General features: G+C 70.0%; 18 protein-coding genes and 1 riboswitch. Of the genes, 7 read left to right on the plus strand and 11 right to left on the minus strand.

Annotated features, from left to right (window positions below):
• Positions 1-3: 3 nt before the first annotated feature.
• Entirely contained in the window at positions 4-870 is an 867-nt protein-coding gene (locus tag ABLE93_RS07190) for a sulfite exporter TauE/SafE family protein (RefSeq protein ID WP_348838969.1), read from the minus strand.
• A 125-nt stretch (positions 871-995) separates the two neighbouring features.
• Positions 996-1,985 (minus strand): tRNA dihydrouridine(20/20a) synthase DusA, encoded by a 990-nt coding sequence (gene dusA, locus ABLE93_RS07195; RefSeq protein WP_348838970.1) that lies wholly within the window; start codon positions 1,983-1,985, stop codon positions 996-998.
• A gap of 281 nt (positions 1,986-2,266) precedes the next feature.
• Between dusA and ABLE93_RS07200 the strand changes: the two genes are divergently transcribed.
• The gene (locus tag ABLE93_RS07200) at positions 2,267-3,217 is read left to right on the plus strand and encodes a formylglycine-generating enzyme family protein (protein ID WP_510182985.1); all 951 of its coding nucleotides are present in this window, start codon (positions 2,267-2,269) and stop codon (positions 3,215-3,217) included.
• 22 nt (positions 3,218-3,239) lie between these two features.
• On the plus strand, positions 3,240-4,694 hold the full coding sequence (locus tag ABLE93_RS07205; RefSeq protein ID WP_348838971.1) for an arylsulfatase B: 1,455 nt from the start codon (positions 3,240-3,242) through the stop codon (positions 4,692-4,694).
• Positions 4,695-4,738: 44 nt separating this feature from the next.
• Here ABLE93_RS07205 and ABLE93_RS07210 read toward each other — a convergent pair whose 3' ends face one another.
• The 3 genes from ABLE93_RS07210 to ABLE93_RS07220 all read right to left on the minus strand — a co-directional run bounded on the left by ABLE93_RS07210 (position 4,739) and on the right by ABLE93_RS07220 (position 6,406).
• Complete coding sequence (locus ABLE93_RS07210) at positions 4,739-5,353, minus strand: hypothetical protein (protein ID WP_348838972.1); 615 nt, start codon at positions 5,351-5,353, stop codon at positions 4,739-4,741.
• A gap of 82 nt (positions 5,354-5,435) precedes the next feature.
• Positions 5,436-6,188 carry a CbtA family protein gene (locus tag ABLE93_RS07215; RefSeq protein ID WP_348838973.1) on the minus strand — a complete coding sequence of 251 codons (753 nt, stop codon included), beginning with the start codon at positions 6,186-6,188 and terminating at the stop codon, positions 5,436-5,438.
• Between the two features lie 8 nt (positions 6,189-6,196).
• Positions 6,197-6,406 carry a CbtB domain-containing protein gene (locus ABLE93_RS07220; protein WP_348838974.1) on the minus strand — a complete coding sequence of 70 codons (210 nt, stop codon included), beginning with the start codon at positions 6,404-6,406 and terminating at the stop codon, positions 6,197-6,199.
• 229 nt (positions 6,407-6,635) lie between these two features.
• Between ABLE93_RS07220 and ABLE93_RS07225 the strand changes: the two genes are divergently transcribed.
• The 3 genes from ABLE93_RS07225 (at position 6,636) to ABLE93_RS07235 (ending at position 9,170) form a co-directional block, all read left to right on the plus strand.
• Positions 6,636-7,202 (plus strand): histidine phosphatase family protein, encoded by a 567-nt coding sequence (locus ABLE93_RS07225; RefSeq protein WP_348838975.1) that lies wholly within the window; start codon positions 6,636-6,638, stop codon positions 7,200-7,202.
• 59 nt (positions 7,203-7,261) lie between these two features.
• A riboswitch (cobalamin riboswitch) is annotated at positions 7,262-7,477 on the plus strand.
• A gap of 39 nt (positions 7,478-7,516) precedes the next feature.
• Entirely contained in the window at positions 7,517-8,194 is a 678-nt protein-coding gene (locus ABLE93_RS07230; RefSeq protein WP_348838976.1) for an energy-coupling factor ABC transporter permease, read from the plus strand.
• Between the two features lie 139 nt (positions 8,195-8,333).
• On the plus strand, positions 8,334-9,170 hold the full coding sequence (locus ABLE93_RS07235) for an aldo/keto reductase (RefSeq protein ID WP_348838977.1): 837 nt from the start codon (positions 8,334-8,336) through the stop codon (positions 9,168-9,170).
• A gap of 11 nt (positions 9,171-9,181) precedes the next feature.
• Here the strand turns inward: ABLE93_RS07235 and ABLE93_RS07240 are convergent, their stop codons facing one another.
• The 4 genes from ABLE93_RS07240 to cobS all read right to left on the minus strand — a co-directional run bounded on the left by ABLE93_RS07240 (position 9,182) and on the right by cobS (position 12,031).
• Positions 9,182-10,084: a cation diffusion facilitator family transporter gene (locus ABLE93_RS07240; RefSeq protein WP_348838978.1), complete on the minus strand. Its 903-nt coding sequence runs from the start codon at positions 10,082-10,084 to the stop codon at positions 9,182-9,184.
• Between the two features lie 79 nt (positions 10,085-10,163).
• Positions 10,164-10,880: a TIGR02281 family clan AA aspartic protease gene (locus tag ABLE93_RS07245; RefSeq protein WP_348838979.1), complete on the minus strand. Its 717-nt coding sequence runs from the start codon at positions 10,878-10,880 to the stop codon at positions 10,164-10,166.
• A gap of 76 nt (positions 10,881-10,956) precedes the next feature.
• Positions 10,957-11,169, minus strand: a complete 213-nt coding sequence (locus ABLE93_RS07250) for a DUF1289 domain-containing protein (RefSeq protein WP_348838980.1) — start codon at positions 11,167-11,169, stop codon at positions 10,957-10,959.
• Positions 11,170-11,242: 73 nt separating this feature from the next.
• Entirely contained in the window at positions 11,243-12,031 is a 789-nt protein-coding gene (gene cobS, locus ABLE93_RS07255) for an adenosylcobinamide-GDP ribazoletransferase (RefSeq protein WP_348838981.1), read from the minus strand.
• A gap of 219 nt (positions 12,032-12,250) precedes the next feature.
• Here cobS and ABLE93_RS07260 point away from each other — a divergent pair, with 219 nt between their 5' ends.
• Complete coding sequence (locus tag ABLE93_RS07260; RefSeq protein WP_348838982.1) at positions 12,251-12,547, plus strand: FAD assembly factor SdhE; 297 nt, start codon at positions 12,251-12,253, stop codon at positions 12,545-12,547.
• Positions 12,548-12,593: 46 nt separating this feature from the next.
• On the plus strand, positions 12,594-16,112 hold the full coding sequence (gene mfd / locus ABLE93_RS07265) for a transcription-repair coupling factor (protein WP_348838983.1): 3,519 nt from the start codon (positions 12,594-12,596) through the stop codon (positions 16,110-16,112).
• Between the two features lie 131 nt (positions 16,113-16,243).
• Here the strand turns inward: mfd and ABLE93_RS07270 are convergent, their stop codons facing one another.
• Both ABLE93_RS07270 and ABLE93_RS07275 read right to left on the minus strand, forming a co-directional pair.
• Positions 16,244-16,582 (minus strand): hypothetical protein, encoded by a 339-nt coding sequence (locus ABLE93_RS07270; RefSeq protein WP_348838985.1) that lies wholly within the window; start codon positions 16,580-16,582, stop codon positions 16,244-16,246.
• 263 nt (positions 16,583-16,845) lie between these two features.
• The gene (locus tag ABLE93_RS07275; RefSeq protein ID WP_348838986.1) at positions 16,846-18,018 is read right to left on the minus strand and encodes an isovaleryl-CoA dehydrogenase; all 1,173 of its coding nucleotides are present in this window, start codon (positions 18,016-18,018) and stop codon (positions 16,846-16,848) included.
• Between the last annotated feature and the right edge of the window lie 93 nt (positions 18,019-18,111).

Here is an 18,111-nt window from a genome sequence, read left to right on the forward strand (position 1 = left end):
GGCTCAGCCGTGGGCCATGGCGTAGAGGAAGCGCCCGCCCACGAGCAGCAGGAAGACCCCGAAGCCGATCTCGAGATGACGCCGGCTCATGCGGTGGGCGAGACGCGCACCCGTGGGCGCGACCAGAGTCGCCACCGGCGCGATGCACAGGAAGCCGATGACCGAGACGAACCCGAGGGACAAAGGCGGCAGCTCGGCGAGGTGCGACCAGCCCGCGATGGCGAAGCCGATGACGCCGGGAATCGGGATGACGACGCCGATGCCCGCCGAGGTCGCCACCGCCGCATGGATCGGCACGCCGTAGAGCAGCAGGATGTTGGTGGAGATGCCGCCGCCCGATATGCCCACCAGCGACGAGGCGAGCCCGATGAACAGCCCGTAGAAGCGCATCACCGGCCCGGAGGGCAGATGGTCCGCGATGCGGATGTCGTTGCGCCCCACGAGGCTCTTGATGGCGAGAAGCGAGACGATGAGCACGAAGGCCAGCTGGAGCACCCAGCCGGAGACCAGCGCGGCGATGGCGCTCCCCACGAGGATCCCGACGATGGCGGGGATGCGCCAGGACGCCAGCACCCCGGGCAGCACCGCGCCCCTGCGCATGTGGGTGCGGTAGGAGGCCATGGCGGTGGGGATGATGATGGCGAGCGAGGTGCCGACGCACAGCTGCATCCGCACGCTGTCGTCCACCCCGAGGATGCCGAAGACCTCGTAGAGCACCGGCACGATGACGCCGCCCCCGCCCACGCCGAACAGGCCGGCGAGGAGGCCGGTGAGGACGCCGCCCGCCAGCATGCCGCCGACAAGCAAGGCGATCTCCTGGATCGAGATGTCCTGCCCGGCGATGCCGTGCAGAGCGAAGGTGGCAAGCATGAGGTGACCATCGCGGTGAGGGCGCGAGGAGTGGCGCGGAATTGGCGCCCTGTCCACTGCGGCCGCCGCATGCAGCCCCCCTCAGGCCCGCTTTTCACGCAGGCCCGATGGTTAAATGGATCGATTCAGGCCGCGACGGGGTCGCGCCGGCGCACCTCGTCCACCGCGCTCCGCAGCACGTCGAGCCCGGCGCCCGGCACGATGGCCTCGGTGGAGAGCCGGCGGCGGAAGATGCGCGCGCCCTTGCGGCCGCCGAACAGGCCGAGCATGTGGCGGGTGACGTCGGCCAGCCGGCCGCCGGCCTCCAGATGCCGCGCCACATAAGGCTCGAAGGCCTCCAGCGCGGCGAAGGTGTCCGCATGGGGCGCCGGCACGCCGTGGAGCAGGGGATCCACCTCGGCCAGAAGCTCGGGCTCGTGATAGGCGGCGCGGCCGAGCATCATGCCGTCGAGCCCGCGGGCCTCGGCGAGCCCCTGGGCGAGACTCGAAAGGCCGCCGTTGAGCGCCACCGGCACATGGGGCAGGCGGGCTTTCAGGCGGCGCACGCGGTCGTAATCGAGGGGTGGGATGTCCCGGTTCTCGCGCGGCGACAGGCCGTTGAGCCAGGCCTTGCGGGCGTGCACGATGAGGCCGTGCACGCCGGCCGCGACCACCGCGTCGGCGAGCGCATCGAGGGCGATCTCGGGGTCCTGCTCGTCGACGCCGATGCGGCATTTGACGGTCACGGGAACCGCCACCGCGGCCTTCAGCGCAGCGACGCATTCGGCCACCAGCAGCGGTTCGCGCATGAGGCAGGCGCCGAAATTGCCACCCTGCACGCGGTCGGAGGGGCAGCCCACGTTGAGGTTGATCTCGTCATAGCCGAAATCGGCGCAGATGCGCGCCGCCGCGGCGAGCTGCGCCGGATCGCTGCCGCCGAGCTGCACCGCCACAGGATGCTCCTGCGGCGAGAAGCCGAGCAGGCGGGCGCGGTCGCCGTGCAGGATGGCGGGCGCAGTCACCATCTCCGTATAGAGCCGGGCATGGCGCGAGAAGACGCGATGGAAGGCCCGGCAATGCCGGTCCGTCCAATCCATCATTGGGGCGATGGCAAATGTAAACGACTGATTCTTCAACGTTAATTCCGACTCTTCAAGCGTTGCGCCCCGTCGTGCGCGTTCGATTTTGCGCAAGATACCCCCATTTGCCGATTTTTCGACGCAGGAGTGCGGCCTGAGCGCAGAGGGATTGGCCTGCCGGGTCGGCCGGCCCGGGCGTGAGATGACAATTGCGAAATGGCGGCGTCCCGGTAACCTTGAGCGGTACAAGACCCCCCGAAGCAATGTCGGGCGGTCGCGCAGGCGGGGGGCCGGCGGTGCGGGGGGCCGAGACGAACCGAAGCGGGGCCGGTGCCCGCTTGTCGGACGAGACCGACAAGACGCACGCCGGTATGGTGTGGATCGCTGGCGGCGTGTTCCGCATGGGCTCGGATCGGCATTATCCCGAGGAAGCGCCAGCCCACGCCGTTGCGGTCGACGGCTTCTTCATGGACCGCTCACCGGTCACCAATCGTGACTTCGCCCGGTTCGCCGACGCGACCGGCTACGTCACCCTGGCCGAGCAGCCCCCGCGGCCGGAGGATTATCCCGGCGCCGACCCGCGCCTGCTGGTGCCCGGCTCGCTGGTCTTCGGCGCGCCGGAGGAGGCCGGTCCCGCTGCGGACTGGACGCGCTGGTGGCGCTTCATGCCGGACGCCAACTGGCGCCGCCCGCAGGGACCGGGCAGTTCGATCGAGGCCCTCATGGACCATCCGGTCGTCCATGTCTGCCATGCCGACGCCCTCGCCTTCGCCCGCTGGTGCGGCAAGGACCTGCCGAGCGAGGCGGAATGGGAGTTTGCCGCCCGCGGCGGGCTCGACGGGCTCGATTTCGCCTGGGGCGAGGAATTGGCGCCCGGCGGCGTGCACCAGGCCAACACCTGGCAGGGTCGCTTTCCCGAGGAGAACCTCGCCGAGGACGGCTATGTCGGCACCTCGCCCGTCGGCACTTATCCGCCCAATGGCTACGGCCTCCTCGACATGATCGGCAACGTCTGGGAATGGACGGACGACTGGTACGCCGCGCGCCATTCGGCTTCCGCCAAGCCGTGCTGCCTGCCGCGCAACCCACGCGGCGCCCGGGCCGAGGAAAGTCACGATCCCCTGGCACCCGGCCCTGCGGCTCCCCGCAAGGTGCTCAAGGGCGGCTCGCATCTGTGCGCCCCCAGCTATTGCCGCCGCTATCGCCCGGCGGCCCGCCAGCCGCAAACCCTCGACACCGCCTCCGTGCACATCGGCTTCCGGTGCATCCGCCGTGTTGCACCGCCATAAATCCAGTTCTGGGAGAACCGCCGTGACCGACCCCGAAATTCCGGCCGCGCCGGACCATCGCGCCGGGCCTAGCCGCCGCGATGTGCTTGCCGGCAGCGCCGGCCTGCTCGCCGCCGTCTCCGGCCTTCCGGTGTTCGCCCCAGGCGCGCGGGCGCAGGCCACCGGCGGCGCGCCGCGCCCGCACATTCTCTACATCATGGCGGACGATCTCGGCTCCGCGGACGTGGGCTTTCGCGGCTCCGACATCAAGACGCCCAACCTCGACAAGCTCGCCGCGGGCGGCGCCGCGCTCGGCCATTTCTACACGCAGCCCATGTGCACGCCGACCCGCGCCGCGCTGATGACGGGGCGCTATCCCTTGCGCTACGGCTTGCAGACGGCGGTGATCCCGTCCGGGGGCGACTATGGCCTCGCCACCGACGAATTCCTGCTGCCGCAAGCGCTGAAGGAGGCCGGCTACAGCACTGCGCTGGTGGGCAAGTGGCATCTCGGCCATGCCGACCGGAATTACTGGCCGTGCCAGCGCGGCTTCGACCGCTTCTACGGTCCGCTTCTCGGCGAGATCGACCACTTCCAGCACAAGGCACACGGCGTCACCGACTGGTATCGCAACAATGAGATGGTGGTCGAGGACGGTTACGACACGGAGCTGCTCGGCGCCGAGGCGGTGCGGCTGATCGGCGAGCAGGACCCCGGAAGGCCGCTCTTCCTCTACCTCGCCTTCACCGCACCCCACACGCCGTTCCAGGCGCCGCAGGCCTATATCGACCTATATTCCGGCATCGACGACCCGCAGCGGCGCGTCTACGCGGCCATGATTACCGCCATGGACGAACAGATCGGCAAGGTGGTGGCGGCGCTGGAGGCGCGCGGCCTGCGCCAGAACACGCTGATCGTCTTTCACAGCGACAATGGCGGCACGCGCAACAAGAAGTTCGTCGGTGAAGCCGAAGTCAGCGGCGAGCTGCCGGCGAGCAACGTGCCGCTGCGCGACGGCAAGGGCACGCTCTACGAGGGCGCAACCCGCGTCGCCGCGCTGGCCAACTGGCCCGGTCGCATCGCGCCCGGCGCGAAGCCGGGAGTGATGCATGTGGTCGACATGCTGCCGACCCTCGCAGGGCTCGCCGGCGCCAGCCTCGGCCATGGCAAGCGGCTGGATGGCATCGACATGTGGCCGACCCTCGCGGCTGGCCAGGCCGGACGCGACGAGGTGGTCTACAATGTCGAGCCGAGCCAGGGCGCCGTGCGCGAAGGCGACTGGAAGCTGGTGTGGAAGGTGGAACTGCCACCCAAAGTCGAGCTGTTCAACCTCTCCAAGGATCCGAGCGAGACCACCGACCTTGCCGAGCAGCATCCCGACAAGGTCGCCGCGCTTACCGCGCGGGTGCTCGATCTTGCCCGCACCATGGCGGAGCCGCTGCAGCCCGCGACCGCCCACCGGCTGACCCTGTCGGCGCCGCCCGCGACGCCGCGCTGAGGCGGGTGAGCCCCATCGGCTTTCTCGCGGCGTGAAGCATGCCGTCAGGCGGGGGGCGGGGAGGCGCGCCTTCCGCTGCCGGAGACCGCCCAGACGCCGGCGGCGGCGAGGACGGCGACGCCGGCGAAGGCAAGCATGCTGGGCGGATGGCCGAGCACGTCGCGCCATTCGGGCACGATGACATCGGCGGTGCTGAAACGCTCCGCGCTGTTGCGGCAGAGGTCCCACGCTGCCGCGCTCGCCACCATCTCCGCCGCGATCCGGCTGGCGAGCAGGCGGGCGCGCTCGCCGTCAGGCATCTCGCCCATGTGGGTAAGCAGCGCGCGCAGCGCCGCCAGATAGCTGTGGAGACAGGCATTGAACGGACTCGCCTCGTCGGCGAGACTGCCGGGCATCACGCCCCACAGGCAATAGGTGCGCTGGAGCGCGGCGAAGTTGGCCAGCCGCCGGAAGGTGGGATCGGTGCGCTGCTGTGCATCGGCGAGGGCGCGGATCGTGGATGCATGGCGCGCCACCACCGCCATTTCCCCGTGGGTCAGGGCCGGGATGGCCAGGCCGCCCGTCCCGCCGGCAGGCTCTGGACGGTGGTGGGCCCAGGCGGCGCTGCCGCAGAGCACCACCAAAGTCAGGCCGAGCACGAGAGCGAGCGAGGCGGCCAACGATCGGTGCGGGGGATACCGCAGGGCCGTCGTGCCGGCCCTGCTGTGGCATGCCATGGCGTGCCGGATCCCCGCTCCTGAGTCAGCGGCTGGCATAGGCCGGAGCGATCCGCCCCTGCCGCGTGGGCGCGAGATAGCGTTCGGCGACGGCGCCGAAGGCAAGTCCCAGCGTCGCCCACAGGATCGCCTGGATCCCGAGGGCGGCGGTGCGGAACTCCCAGAGCAGCGTCGCCGGGAACGCCTCGGGCACCTCATTGATGGCGGGCAGCCCAAACTGGATGAGCGCCACCAAAACCCCGTAGGCGCCGACGCCGAGGAGAGCGGCGTTCCATGGCCCAAGCCGGTCCCAGGTGCGGCGCGCCAGCTGCGTCGCGAACGCCATAGCGGCGAGCGAGAGCACGAGCATCACGAAGAACAGCTCGGTGCGGTAGCCGATGGTCTCGGGATCGCCCACGGCAGGTGGGTTGGGGGGATATTTCAGCCCCGGCACCAGTACCAGGGCCACGAACCCGCCAAGCGCGAGCAGCGCCGCGGTCCCGCGCGGGCCGAGGGTGGTCAGGCGGCCGTAGGAGAAGGCGAAGGCCAGCGCGAACAGACCGCCCAGCGCGGTGCCGAAGGTGACGATGCCGGTGAACAGGCCGAGGCCCGCCTGGACCTCGCGGCTGACGAGTTCGGGCTCGGCCTCGGCGGCCGCGCCATTGGCCGCGCTGGCGGCCTCCTCAAGGGCGATGGCGTGCGCCACCGCTGGCTCGCCGTAGAGCCGCGCGAATCCGAACGCGAGAAGCCCCGCCACGGCACCGACGATCATGCCGCGGAGCAGAAGATGTCCGACCATGGCGCACCTCAGTGGCAGGGAAAGCCGAGAAGGTGGCGCCCGTCGTGGACGAATTCGTGCACGTAGGAGCCCGAGATCAGGGCGGTGGCTCCCTCTTCGGCGCCCACGAAATAGAGCACCAGGAGGAGCATGAGGCCGGCGAAGACCGCCCACGGAAGAATCTGCCCCACCGGGATTGGCGTCGGTGCGGCGATGGGCTTCAGAACGATGTCGGACATATGCACTCCCCGGGATGTCGCGTCCCACTGGATGAACTGGATCGTCCCGGCTCAGGTCTGACTTCCGGCACCCCCATTCTGCGACGGCAAGAGGGGTATCGGTTACAGTGGCGCGACCGTGCCGGATTTCCACCGGCTTCCAATCCGCGAACGACGCAAGGAAGCTAGGCCTTCGGTCCGGCATGTGTCAACGAAGCCGCACCATTTTGCCGCCGGATGGACCCTGAACGTGCTTCGCCTGACCCTGCTCTGCCACGCCATGGCCCCCGCCAGGCCGCCCGCCTTTGCGGATGACGCGCCCCTTCAGGCATCGCTCCGCGCCGCGGTCGCGGCCCTGCGCACGCGCCTGCCGCGGGCGGAGCATTACCGCGCCAGCCCCGCGCTGCGTGCCCGCCAGACCGCCGAAGCGCTCGGGATTGCGGCGGACGCCGAGCCGGCGCTCGCCGACCTCGATCTCGGACGCTGGACCGGCCGGCCGCTTGCGGACATCCATGAAGCCGAGCCGGAAGCGGCCGCCGCCTGGCTGGCGGATCCGGCAGCCGCGTCCCATGGCGGAGAATCGCGCGCCGCGCTCCAGGCGCGGGTGGCGGCGTGGCTGGACCACCAGGCGGACGGACGCGGGCACATGCTCTGCGTCACCCACGCCGCCGTCATCCGGGCGGCCGTCCTCCACGCGCTCGGCGCCCCGGCCGATGCCTTCTTCCGCCTCGACGTGGAGCCCCTCAGTCTCGCCGACCTGCGGCACGACGGGCGGCGCTGGGCGGTGCGCAGCCTCAATCTCCCGCTCGGGGACTAACAGCGCGGGCGGATGCAGGGCAGGGGGCGCGTGTTCTTGACAGCGGCGGGACTTGGGCGCCTGCTGCACCTGCACACGGTGCTCCGGTCGCAGTGCGGCCTGAGTGAAACGGGAACGGGGTGGAGCCTTGCGCTCGAAGCCCCGACCGCCCCCGCGACTGTAAGCGGCGAGCGAGCCTCCATTTTGTCACTGGCACCGGCTTCGGCCCGCGCCGGGAAGGCGGAGGGGAGCCTTGACCCGCGAGTCAGGAGACCGGCCGCGTGCACGGCGTGACCCCCTTGAGCCGTCGGGTGAGACGGCGATGGAGCTTTGGAATGCATATCGAACCGGGATTGGTGGACACCAGCAAGATCTGGCTCAGCTACGTGACGGCCGCCGGCGCCGGCGGCTTTGCCCTCAAGCTCGCCTATGAGGCGGCACGCGAGCGCGGCATGGTCTCGCTGGCGGCGCGCACCGTGGCGGCGACGGCGCTGGTCTTCTCCTTCTTCGAGGTGCTGCCGCACTATCCCGTGGGCGTCTCCGAGGTCCACCTGATCCTCGGCTCGACCCTGTTCCTCATCCTCGGCGCGGCGCCGGCGGCCATCGGGCTGGCTCTGGGCCTCCTCGTCCAGGGCCTGTTCTTGGCGCCGTTCGACCTGCCGCAGTACGGCATGAACGTCACCACCCTGCTGGTGCCGCTGTTCGGCCTCTCGCTGGTGGCCAAGCGGATGATCGCGCCGGGCACCCCCTATGTGGAGCTCAAGTACCGCCAGGCGCTGGCGCTCTCCACCACCTACCAGGCCGGCATCGTGGGCTGGGTGGCGTTCTGGGCGCTCTACGGCCAGGGCTTCGCGGTGGACAACATCGTCGCGGTGGCAAGCTTCGGCGGCGCCTATCTGCTGGTGATCCTGCTGGAGCCGCTGGTGGACCTCGCGGTGCTCGGCGCCGCCAAGGCGCTGCACGGCCTCTCGGGCAGCCGCCTGCTGGAGCCGCGCCTCTACCACGGGGCGTGACCACCCGCCCCCCCGCGGGCGCATCTTCCAAGACGTGCGACGCTGGCGGCGATCCCGCCGGCGTTTTGCGTCGCAGGCCGCGCTCTGGACGTTGCGCCAGCGTCGGCTATGGTCGCGGCGGAAATGGCGGGGAAGGGTCATGACGCGGATGGTCGCGCTCCCGAACGGGGAGAAGGTGCCGGCGCTGGGGCAGGGCACCTGGTACATGGGCGAGCGCTCCACGGCGCGTGCCGGCGAGGTGGCGGCGCTGCGGCGCGGCATCGACCTCGGCCTCACCCTCATCGACACCGCCGAGATGTATGCCGATGGCGGCGCCGAGGAAGTGGTGGCGGAGGCCATCGCCGGGCGGCGCGACGAGGTCTTCCTCGTCAGCAAGGTCTATCCGCACAACGCCAGCCGCGCCGGCGTCGCGGCGGCCTGCGAGCGCAGCCTGAAGCGGCTCGGCACCGACCGCATCGACCTCTATCTGCTGCACTGGCGGGGCAACCACCCGTTGTCGGAGACCGTCGCCGGCTTCGAGGCGCTCCAGCAGGCGGGCAAGATCCGGCTGTGGGGCGTCAGCAATCTCGACACCGACGACATGGCCGAGCTGATGGAGGTGCCCGGCGGCGCCGCCTGTGCCACCAACCAGGTGCTGTACAATCCGAGCCGCCGCGGCCCGGAATTCGACCTCTTCCCGGCGCTCGCGTCCGCCGGCATCCCGGTGATGGCCTACAGCCCCATCGAGCAGGCCCGCCTGCCGCGCGGCGGCGCCCTCGGCACGGTGGCGAAGAAGCACCAGGCGGACCCGTTCCAGGTGGCCCTCGCCTGGGTGATGCGCAGCGGCGACGTCATCGCCATCCCCAAGGCCAGCCGCATCGCCCATGTGGAGATGAACGCGGCGGCCCGCGACCTCATCCTCGATGCCGAGGACCTCGCTCTCCTCGATCGCGCCTTCCCCGCGCCCCGCCGCAAGGTGGGGCTGGAGATGCTCTGAACCGGGGCCTCCTACCGGTCGGGCACGTAGGGCGCCGCGATCACCACCACATCGGCGTCGGGAATGCTCGACTGGAGCGCGCTGCGCAGCGCGCCGGTGACGGCGCTCACATCGGCGATGGTGCGCTCGGGGGCAAAGCCCACGGTGATCTCCACATGGGCGACGCTTCCGGACTTGCGGGTGCGCACGCCGATGAGCTGCTCATAGCGGTCGAAATGCGCGGCGAGGGCGGCATTCACCTTCAGCTGGAGCGGCTCTCCGAGGGCCCGGTCGAGCAGGTCGGGCAGCGCCTCGGAGATCATCCCGCCGCCAATCACCACCATGAAGGCGGCGCCCACGAGCCCGCCGATGTCGTCGGCCAGGAGCGCCACCTGGGTGCCGGGCAGGAGCACGTCGAGAGCGACGCATACGACCACCGTCACCGAGGCGACCGCCTTGGCGATGCGCGCGCGGAACTGGCTGAGCACGATGATGGAGGTGCCGGCCCGCGTCGCCCGCCACAGCGGCAGGAGCGGCGCCACATTGGTAAAGAGGTTGTAGACCACGAGGCCGATGGCGATGGCGACCCACACCGGCGGCAGCGGCGCCGGCTCGTCGGCCTGCATCACCCGCACGAGGATGAAGACCGCCGCCAGCAGCAGCAGGGCCCCGACGCCGGCGGACAGCATCCGCTCCAGCTTGCCGATGCCGAAGTCGTAGAAATAGGTGCGGCCCCGGTGCACCGAGCGCAGCGCCAGAAGGGCGGCGCCCTCCACCACCAGCAGCAGGCCGCCGCGCAGCATCTCAGCCATCATGGCGATGGACCCGATGTGCGAGACGGTGATGACGTAGGGCACGAAGACGCTGAAATCGAGAAGGATGGCGAAGAGGATCGCGCGCTCCTTCTGCAGGTCGGTGGCACTGGGCACACGCATGACGGGTTCGCCGGCTCCACCCGCAGACCGGGCATGCGCACAGCCTAGCCTACGCCGGGCCGGGACTGAACCCGACTGATCAGCGCCCCCCGCGCAGCACCAGACGGTCGCCGCGGAACTCGAAGCCTTCCAGCCGGGAGAGGAAGGTCATCCCGAGGAGGCTGGTGCGCAGCGCGCCGGACTGGGAGACGAGCGCCGGCACGCGGCGCTCCACGATGCCGCCGATGACCATATTGTCCAGCACCACGGCGGCGGCACGGGTGCGGCCGGCCGCAGTGTCCACCGGCACGTCATACTTCAGGAAATCCACCGGCAAACCCACGGCCTGCGCCGCCTCATGGGTGAGCACGACGGACGAGGCGCCGGTGTCCACCAGCATGTTGACCCCCGTCCCGTTCACCGCGACGCGCACCGCGAAGTCCCGCCCGGCGCCGCGCGTCACCTCCACCGTGGTGGGACCGGTCTGGGCGACGTTGACCGCATAGCCGGGGGCGACCTCCGCCAGAACCCGGCGGCCGACCTGGGCGAGGGGCTCGCGATAGGTGTAGCCCAGCGCCAGAAGCGCTGCGAGCACCAGCCAGAATCCGGCCGCCATGAGGGATTCGGCGATGCGCCCGCGCAGCACCGCCCACACGGCCGCTCCCACGAAGATGGCAATGGAGAGCTGGCCCACCAGCGCACCGAACTGGTTGATGTCGATGCCCGCCACTTCGCCCTGCTCGTGATTGACGGCAAGGATCACCCCGCCGGCGAAAAGGCCGATCAGGAGAAGCCAGAGAAGGCGGTCGCCACGCATCAGTCAGTCCACACAGGCCCCGCTCGGGGGCGCGCCAGTCGAAGAAGAAACCATTCGAGCACGCGAGGCAAAAGCCTCAGTCCATGAAGGCGTCCGGCGCCATCTGCCTCAGCCGTTCGAGGCGCGCCGGCAGCACGGCCATGATTGCGGCGCGCGCATCGGCGGAAAAGGCGGTCCATGCGCCGATCTCGCGCAGGGAGCGGCCGCAGCCGGTGCACAGGCCGCTCAGCGGCTCGACGACGCACACCTTGATGCAGGGCGTCGCGATGGCGGCGGGCTGAGCGCTCAAGGGCGCTTCGGGAAGGGCTGGCAACGCGCGCTCTGGCTCCTCTGGCGGACCGGGGAGGGCGCGTCGGCGCGTCTCACCGTCCGCCGAAGATAATCACGCCAATGAGGAAGACAATGACCGCCACCTGCTGGGTGGCCCCGGCCACATCACCGGTCTGGCCGCCGATCAGCCGCGCGGACAGGCGGGCCATGGCGATGAGGGCGAGAAGTGCTCCGATGAGGCCGGCGAAGACGGCGCCAATGCCGAAGCTCGCCACCAGGATCACCCCTGCCACCAGCGCAGCCATGAGACTGCAGGCGAGCGCCGCATCCGCCGAAGGCCGGCCCACGGCGGCGGCCGCGCCATCGGCCCGCGCCGGCGGCAGGGCGCGCAGCAGCAGCACCCCGGCGGCCCGCGATGCCGCCTCCGCCGCCACCAGCGCCAGCGCCGCCCGCAGGGGACCGGCGGAAACGGTGAGGGCTTCCAGCGCGCCCACCCGCAGCAGCAAGGCGAGGAGCAGGGCGCTGGCGCCATAGGTGCCGATGCGGCTGTCGCGCATTATGGCGAGGCGCTGCGCCCGGTCGCGCCCGCCGCCGAGCCCGTCGGCAGTGTCGGCAAGGCCGTCCTCGTGGAAGCAGCCGGTGGCAAGCACCAGCGCCGTCACCGCCAGCACGGCGGCCAGGAAGGGCGGCAGCTTCAGCGCCAGGGCGAGCATCAGAACCGCCCCGCCGATGAGGCCGATCACCGCCCCGGCGAGGGGAATGGCATAAGCGATGCGGTCGAGCTCCGGCGCGGCGTGGGCCTCGGCGCCGCCGGGAATCGGCAGCCGGGAATAGAAGCGGAGGGCGGCGGCAACGTCTTTCGCGATCCGTTCGGGCTGCATCATCGGTCCGGGCGGGTTTCTGGGCCGCGCCGGGGCGCGCCCGCCGCCCGTCCTTGGGAGCCCTATTCGACGCCAAGGTCAAGGGGTGCGCCCGACCGCTTTGGTCCGGCCGGTGGCATCCGCCGCACCCCGCCCACTGGCCAAAGGCCGGTGCATGCCCCTATATGCCGGTCACGGACGGGTCTTCGGGCTCGGCCGCAGCTTTGCTTTGGAGGCCCCATGTCCGCCACCATCAGGTCCAGCGACGGGCTGGACGAGCGCCGCCGGCGCATCCTGTTCCGTGCGCGCCATCGCGGCATGCGCGAGATGGACCTGATCCTGGGCGGTTTCGCCGATGCGGAGATCGCCGGCCTCTCCGACGCCGAGCTTGTGGCCTTCGAGGCGCTGCTGGAGCCCGAGGACCAGAAGGTCTTCTCCTGGGTCAGCGGCACCGAGCCGGTGCCGGCGGAGTTCGACACCACGCTGTTCCGCCGGATCTGCGATTTCCATTTCTCGGGCCGGGGCCTGCCGCGCTGAGCTTCTCGCGCCGCAACTGCGCCCCGCCGCCTGCCGGAGTTCCCCTTTGAAGCGTCCCCAGTCCGGGCATCCGCCCCTTGCCGCCGCGCTCGCCGAAGGCCGTCCGCTCATCCTCTCCCGCGTCGCCGACGGCATGGAGGGGATGGTGGTGGCGGATCTCGCCCGCTCCATCGCGGCGCAGAAGAACCCGCCCTGGCCGAGCCTCACCATGGTCTGCCGCGACGGCCAGCGCATGGCGGCGGTGGAGCGCGGCCTCGCCTTCTTCGCCCCCGAGCTGGAGGTGATCTCCTTTCCCTCCTGGGATTGCCTGCCCTACGACCGCGCCTCGCCCAACGCCGCCATCGTGGCCCGCCGCATGGCAGCGCTGGCCAAGCTCGCCCGCATCAAGGGCGGCGCGGCGAGCGTCCTCCTGACCACGGTGAACGCCACGGTGCAGCGCGTGCCCGCGAAGGGGCTGGTGGCAGCGCAGTCGCTGGTGGCCGCGCCGGGCAATGCCATCGCCCTCGACGGCGTGACCGAGTGGGCCGAGCAGAACGGCTTCCTGCGCACGCCCACGGTGCGCGACACCGGCGAATATGCCGTGCGCGGCGGCCTCATCGACCTCTATCCGCCGGGCCTCGACGCGCCCATCCGCCTCGACTTCTTCGGCGACACGCTGGAGAGCATCCGCGCCTTCGATCCGGAGACCCAGCGCACCACCGGCCAGCTCCGGTCTCTGGAGCTGGTGCCCATGGCTGAGTTTCAGCTCACCACCGACACCATGCGCCGCTTCCGCATGGCCTATGTTGCCCAGTTCGGCGCCGCCCAGAAGGGCGACACGCTCTATGAGGCGGTGAGCGAAGGCCGCCGCCATGCCGGCATGGAGCATTGGCTGCCGCTCTTCCACGAGCGGATGGACACGCTGTTCGACTATCTGGAGGGCGGCACGCTCCTTCTAGACCCTCTGGCGGAAGAGGCGGCAGGCGAGCGCATTGCCCAGATCGCCGACTATTACGACGCCCGCAAGCAGGCGCAGGAGCTGACGGGCGGCACGGTCTATAATCCGCTCCCGCCCGACCGGCTGTATCTCGCCGGGCCGGAATGGTCGAAGCGCCTCGCCCGCATGCGCCTCGCCCGCCTCTCGCCCTTCGCCACGCCGGAGGGCGGCGAGGGGCAGGTGATCGACCTCGGCGGCGTGCAGGGCCGCTCCTTCGCCGCCGAGCGCGCGGACCAGGAGGCCAACGTCTTCGACGCGGCCATCGCACATGTGCGTGAGCTGCAGAAGGCGAAGAAAGTTATCCTCGCCGGCTGGTCCGAGGGATCGCGCGAGCGGCTCGGGACGGTGCTCGCCGACCACGGGCTGAAGGGGGCGGCGCCCATCTCGCGCTTCGACAGCCTGGCGGCGCTACCGAAAACCCAGGCTGCACTCGCCGTACTGGGGGTGGAATCCGGGTTCGAAACCCCCGACTTTGCGGTGATCGGCGAGCAGGACATCCTCGGCGACCGCCTCGTGCGCCCCAAGCGGAAGGCGCGCCGGCCGCAGGACGTCCTCACCGAACTGACCGCTTTGACCGCCGGCGATCTGGTGGTCCATGTGGACCACGGCATCGGCCGGTTCGTCGGCCTGAAGACCGTCGAGGCCATGGGGGCGCCCCACGACTGCCTCGAGATCCACTATGCCGGTGGCGATAAGCTCTTCCTGCCAGTGGAGAATCTGGAACTCTTGAGCCGCTACGGCTCGGAGGACACCGAGGCCCAGCTCGACAAGCTCGGCGGCGGAGCCTGGCAGGCGCGCAAGTCGCGCATGAAGAAGCGCATCCGCGAGATGGCGGCCGAGCTCATAAAGATCGCCGCCCAGCGCCAGCTCGGCGAAGCCCCCAAGCTGGTCCCGGCCATGGGCGCCTACGATGAGTTCCGCGCCCGCTTCCCCTATGAGGAAACCGACGACCAGGAAGCCGCCATCGACGCGGTTCTGGACGATCTCGCCTCCGGCCATCCCATGGACCGGCTGATCTGCGGCGACGTGGGCTTCGGCAAGACGGAAGTGGCCCTGCGCGCCGCCTTCGCCGTGGCGCTGTCGGGCAAGCAGGTGGCCGTGGTGGTGCCCACCACCCTGTTGGCACGCCAGCATTTCCGCACCTTCTGCGACCGCTTCAAGGGCCTGCCCGTGAACATCGCCCAGGCCTCGCGGATGGTCGCGGGCAAGGAGCTGACGGCGGTCAAGAAGGGCATCACCGACGGCACCATCGACATCGTCGTCGGCACCCATGCGCTGCTTGGAAAAGCCATCCATTTCAAGGATCTCGGCCTCGTCATCGTGGACGAGGAGCAGCATTTCGGCGTCGCCCACAAGGAGCGGCTGAAGCAGCTGCGGGCCGAGGTGCACGTGCTGACCCTGACGGCCACCCCCATCCCGCGCACCCTCCAGTTGGCCATGACCGGCGTGCGCGAACTCTCCATCATCGCGACGCCGCCGGTGGATCGCCTGGCGGTGCGCTCCTTCGTGACGCCGTTCGATCCTTTGGTCGTGCGCGAGGCGCTGCTGCGCGAGCGCTATCGCGGCGGCCAGAGCTTCTATGTGGTCCCGCGCATCGAGGATCTCGCCGAGGTGCGGACCTTCCTCGATGCCTCGGTGCCGGAGGTGAAGGTCGCCGTGGCCCACGGCCAGCTCGCTGCCGGGGCCCTCGAAGACATTATGACCGCCTTCTACGATGGCCAGTACGACGTCCTGCTGTCCACCACCATCGTCGAGAGCGGGCTCGACGTGCCCAATGCCAACACGCTGATCGTGCACCGCGCCGACATGTTCGGGCTCGCCCAGCTCTACCAGCTGCGCGGGCGTGTGGGCCGGGCGAAGGCGCGGGCCTATGCCATCTTCACCGTTCCGGCTGCCAAATCCATCACCGCGCAGGCGGAGCGCCGGCTCAAGGTGCTGCAATCACTGGAGACTTTGGGCGCCGGCTTCCAGCTGGCGAGCCACGACCTCGACATCCGCGGCGCCGGCAACCTCCTGGGCGACGAACAGTCCGGCCACATCAAGGAAGTGGGTTACGAGCTCTACCAGGAGATGCTCCAGGAGGCGATCGCCCACATCAAGGCTGGCATCACCGACTATGTGGACGACAAGTGGTCGCCCAACATCACCATCGGCATGCCGGTGCTGATCCCCGAGGATTATGTCGCGGACCTGCATGTCCGCCTCGCCCTCTACCGCCGCCTCGCCGATATCCAGGACGACGGCGAGATCGACGCATTCGGCGCGGAACTGGTGGACCGCTTCGGGCCGACGCCGCAGGAGGTGGGCCAGTTGCTCAAGCTCACCCAGATCAAGGCGCTGGCGCGAAAGGCCAATGTGGAGAAGGTGGATGCCGGCCCGAAGGGCGTGGTCTTCTCTTTCCGCGGCAACGAGTTTGCCGATCCCACCGGGCTCGTGAAGCTGATCGGGCAAGAGGGGTCACTGGCCAAGGTCCGGCCGGACTTCAAGGTGGTCTTCCTGCGCGACTGGCCCACCGCCGAAGAGCGGTTGAAGGGAACCCTCGTGGTTCTCAAGAAGCTCGCTGCCCTGGCGCAAAAGAAGGCGCTCTAGCGCAACGCGCCGACGGGCGGCGTCGATGCTCATCCCGAACGGATGGGCTTGCCGGACAGACAACGGACGGGCCGCGAGAACGGCCCGTCGGCTTTAGCAAAGGGCTGGAAGAGCTGGTAGTGTGCGCCGCTCTACTTGACGCCCACCACACCACCCACGGCACCACCGACCGCTCCGACGGTGCCGCCGACCACGGCGCCCACGGGGCCGGCCGCCTTCTCGCCGGCGCGCGCGCCTTCCTTGGCGCCCTTGCCCGTGCCCTTCACGCCGCCCGCGACACCGCCGGCGACACCGCCGCCCACGCCACCCACGGTGCCGCCGACGGCGGTGCCCACCGGTCCGGCGGCCTTGTTGCCGACGGCAGCGCCGGTGGCGGCTCCCTGTTCGGCGCCCTTGACAACGCCCTGCGCGGAAACGGCGGTGGGCGCAATGGCCAGCGCAAGCGCGGCTGCGAGGATGACGGACTTCATGGCTGGGTCCTCCGGTTCGATACGTTGGGGCAATCGCCTCTCGCCCCGGGGCGCCACGATGGGCTCGACCAGACGGGGCCTGTCAGGAGAATGACCGACGGTAACATATCGTTCCCCACCGCCACCCTCCACACACGCAAGCGCGAGCATGGCCGTGCCGGGCTGGGCCAGCCAGGGGGAGGGTGCGCGGTACCAACTCCATGGCTTCGGAGGAATCCGCCGGATGTCCCCTCCCTCAGGTGAGGGCGCCGGCGGCAGAGGACTCAGGCGGTCTTGTCGAACAGCTGGCGGCCGATGAGCATGCGGCGGATCTCGCTGGTGCCGGCGCCGATCTCGTAGAGCTTGGCGTCGCGCAGCAGCCGGCCGGTGGGATAGTCGTTGATGTAGCCGTTGCCGCCCAGGGTCTGGATCGCCTCCAGCGCCATCCAGGTGGCCTTCTCCGCCGCATAGAGGATGGCGCCCGCGGCGTCCTCGCGGGTGGTGGCGCCGCGGTCGCAGGCCTTGGCCACGGCATACACATAGGCCTTGGTCGCGTTCATGGTCACATACATGTCGGCGATCTTGCCCTGCATCAACTGGAAGGTGCCGATGGGCTGGCCGAACTGCTTGCGCTCATGGACATAGGGCATCACCACGTCCATGCAGGCCTGCATGATGCCGGTGGGGCCGCCTGCCAGCACCGCGCGCTCATAGTCGAGCCCGCTCATGAGCACGTTGACGCCCTTGCCCACGGCGCCGAGCACGTTCTCCTCCGGCACCTCGCAATCCTCGAACACCAGTTCGCCGGTGTCGGAGCCGCGCATGCCCAGCTTGTCCAGCTTCTGGGCGGTGGAGAATCCCTTGAAGCCCTTCTCGACAAGGAAGGCGGTCATGCCCTTGGGGCCGGCGGCGGGGTCGGTCTTGGCGTAGACCACCAGCGTCTCGGCGATGGGGCCGTTGGTGATCCAGAACTTGGTGCCGTTGAGGACGTAGCGGTCGCCCTTCTTCTCCGCGCGGGTGCGCATGGAGACCACGTCGGAGCCTGCGCCCGGCTCGGACATGGCGAGCGCGCCCACATGCTCGCCGGAAATGAGCTTCGGCAGGTATTTCGCCTTCTGATCTGGCGTGCCGTTGCGGCTGATCTGGTTGACGCAGAGATTGGAGTGCGCGCCGTAGGAGAGACCGACCGACGCCGAGGCGCGGGAAATCTCCTCCATGGCGATGACATGCTCCAGATAGCCGAGGCCGGAGCCGCCATATTCTTCCTCGGCTGTGACGCCGAGCAGCCCCAGCGCGCCGAGCTTGGGCCACAGGTCGCGGGGGAACTGGTTGGTCTTGTCGATCTCGGCGGCGCGCGGGGCGATCTCCGCCTGGGAGAAGTCGCGCACGGTGTCGCGCAGCATGTCGGCGGTCTCGCCGAGGTCGAAATCAAATCCCCCGGGGGCGTTCGGCAGCATCTTGCATCCTCCCTCGCTGCCCGGATTATGTGCGGTCATGGTCGCCGCCGGGAAGCCGCGCTAGAATAAAACGGTTGTCCGTTTATTCAATGG

The organism is Xanthobacter pollutisoli (genome assembly GCF_040044995.1).
Classification (GTDB): Bacteria; Pseudomonadota; Alphaproteobacteria; order Rhizobiales; family Xanthobacteraceae; genus Xanthobacter.

What these genes read in the sequence shown, in the direction of transcription:
- ABLE93_RS07240 (WP_348838978.1), bottom strand. Translation starts at nt 10,084, where the DNA reads ATGCGTGTGCCCAGTGCCACCGACCTGCAGAAGGAGCGCGCGATCCTC.
- ABLE93_RS07220 (WP_348838974.1), bottom strand. Translation starts at nt 6,406, where the DNA reads ATGTCCGACATCGTTCTGAAGCCCATCGCCGCACCGACGCCAATCCCG.
- ABLE93_RS07270 (WP_348838985.1), bottom strand. Translation starts at nt 16,582, where the DNA reads ATGAAGTCCGTCATCCTCGCAGCCGCGCTTGCGCTGGCCATTGCGCCC.
- ABLE93_RS07275 (WP_348838986.1), bottom strand. Translation starts at nt 18,018, where the DNA reads ATGCTGCCGAACGCCCCCGGGGGATTTGATTTCGACCTCGGCGAGACC.
- ABLE93_RS07260 (WP_348838982.1), top strand. Translation starts at nt 12,251, where the DNA reads ATGTCCGCCACCATCAGGTCCAGCGACGGGCTGGACGAGCGCCGCCGG.
- ABLE93_RS07190 (WP_348838969.1), bottom strand. Translation starts at nt 870, where the DNA reads ATGCTTGCCACCTTCGCTCTGCACGGCATCGCCGGGCAGGACATCTCG.
- ABLE93_RS07230 (WP_348838976.1), top strand. Translation starts at nt 7,517, where the DNA reads ATGCATATCGAACCGGGATTGGTGGACACCAGCAAGATCTGGCTCAGC.
- ABLE93_RS07215 (WP_348838973.1), bottom strand. Translation starts at nt 6,188, where the DNA reads ATGGTCGGACATCTTCTGCTCCGCGGCATGATCGTCGGTGCCGTGGCG.
- cobS (WP_348838981.1), bottom strand. Translation starts at nt 12,031, where the DNA reads ATGCAGCCCGAACGGATCGCGAAAGACGTTGCCGCCGCCCTCCGCTTC.
- ABLE93_RS07245 (WP_348838979.1), bottom strand. Translation starts at nt 10,880, where the DNA reads ATGCGTGGCGACCGCCTTCTCTGGCTTCTCCTGATCGGCCTTTTCGCC.
- ABLE93_RS07235 (WP_348838977.1), top strand. Translation starts at nt 8,334, where the DNA reads ATGACGCGGATGGTCGCGCTCCCGAACGGGGAGAAGGTGCCGGCGCTG.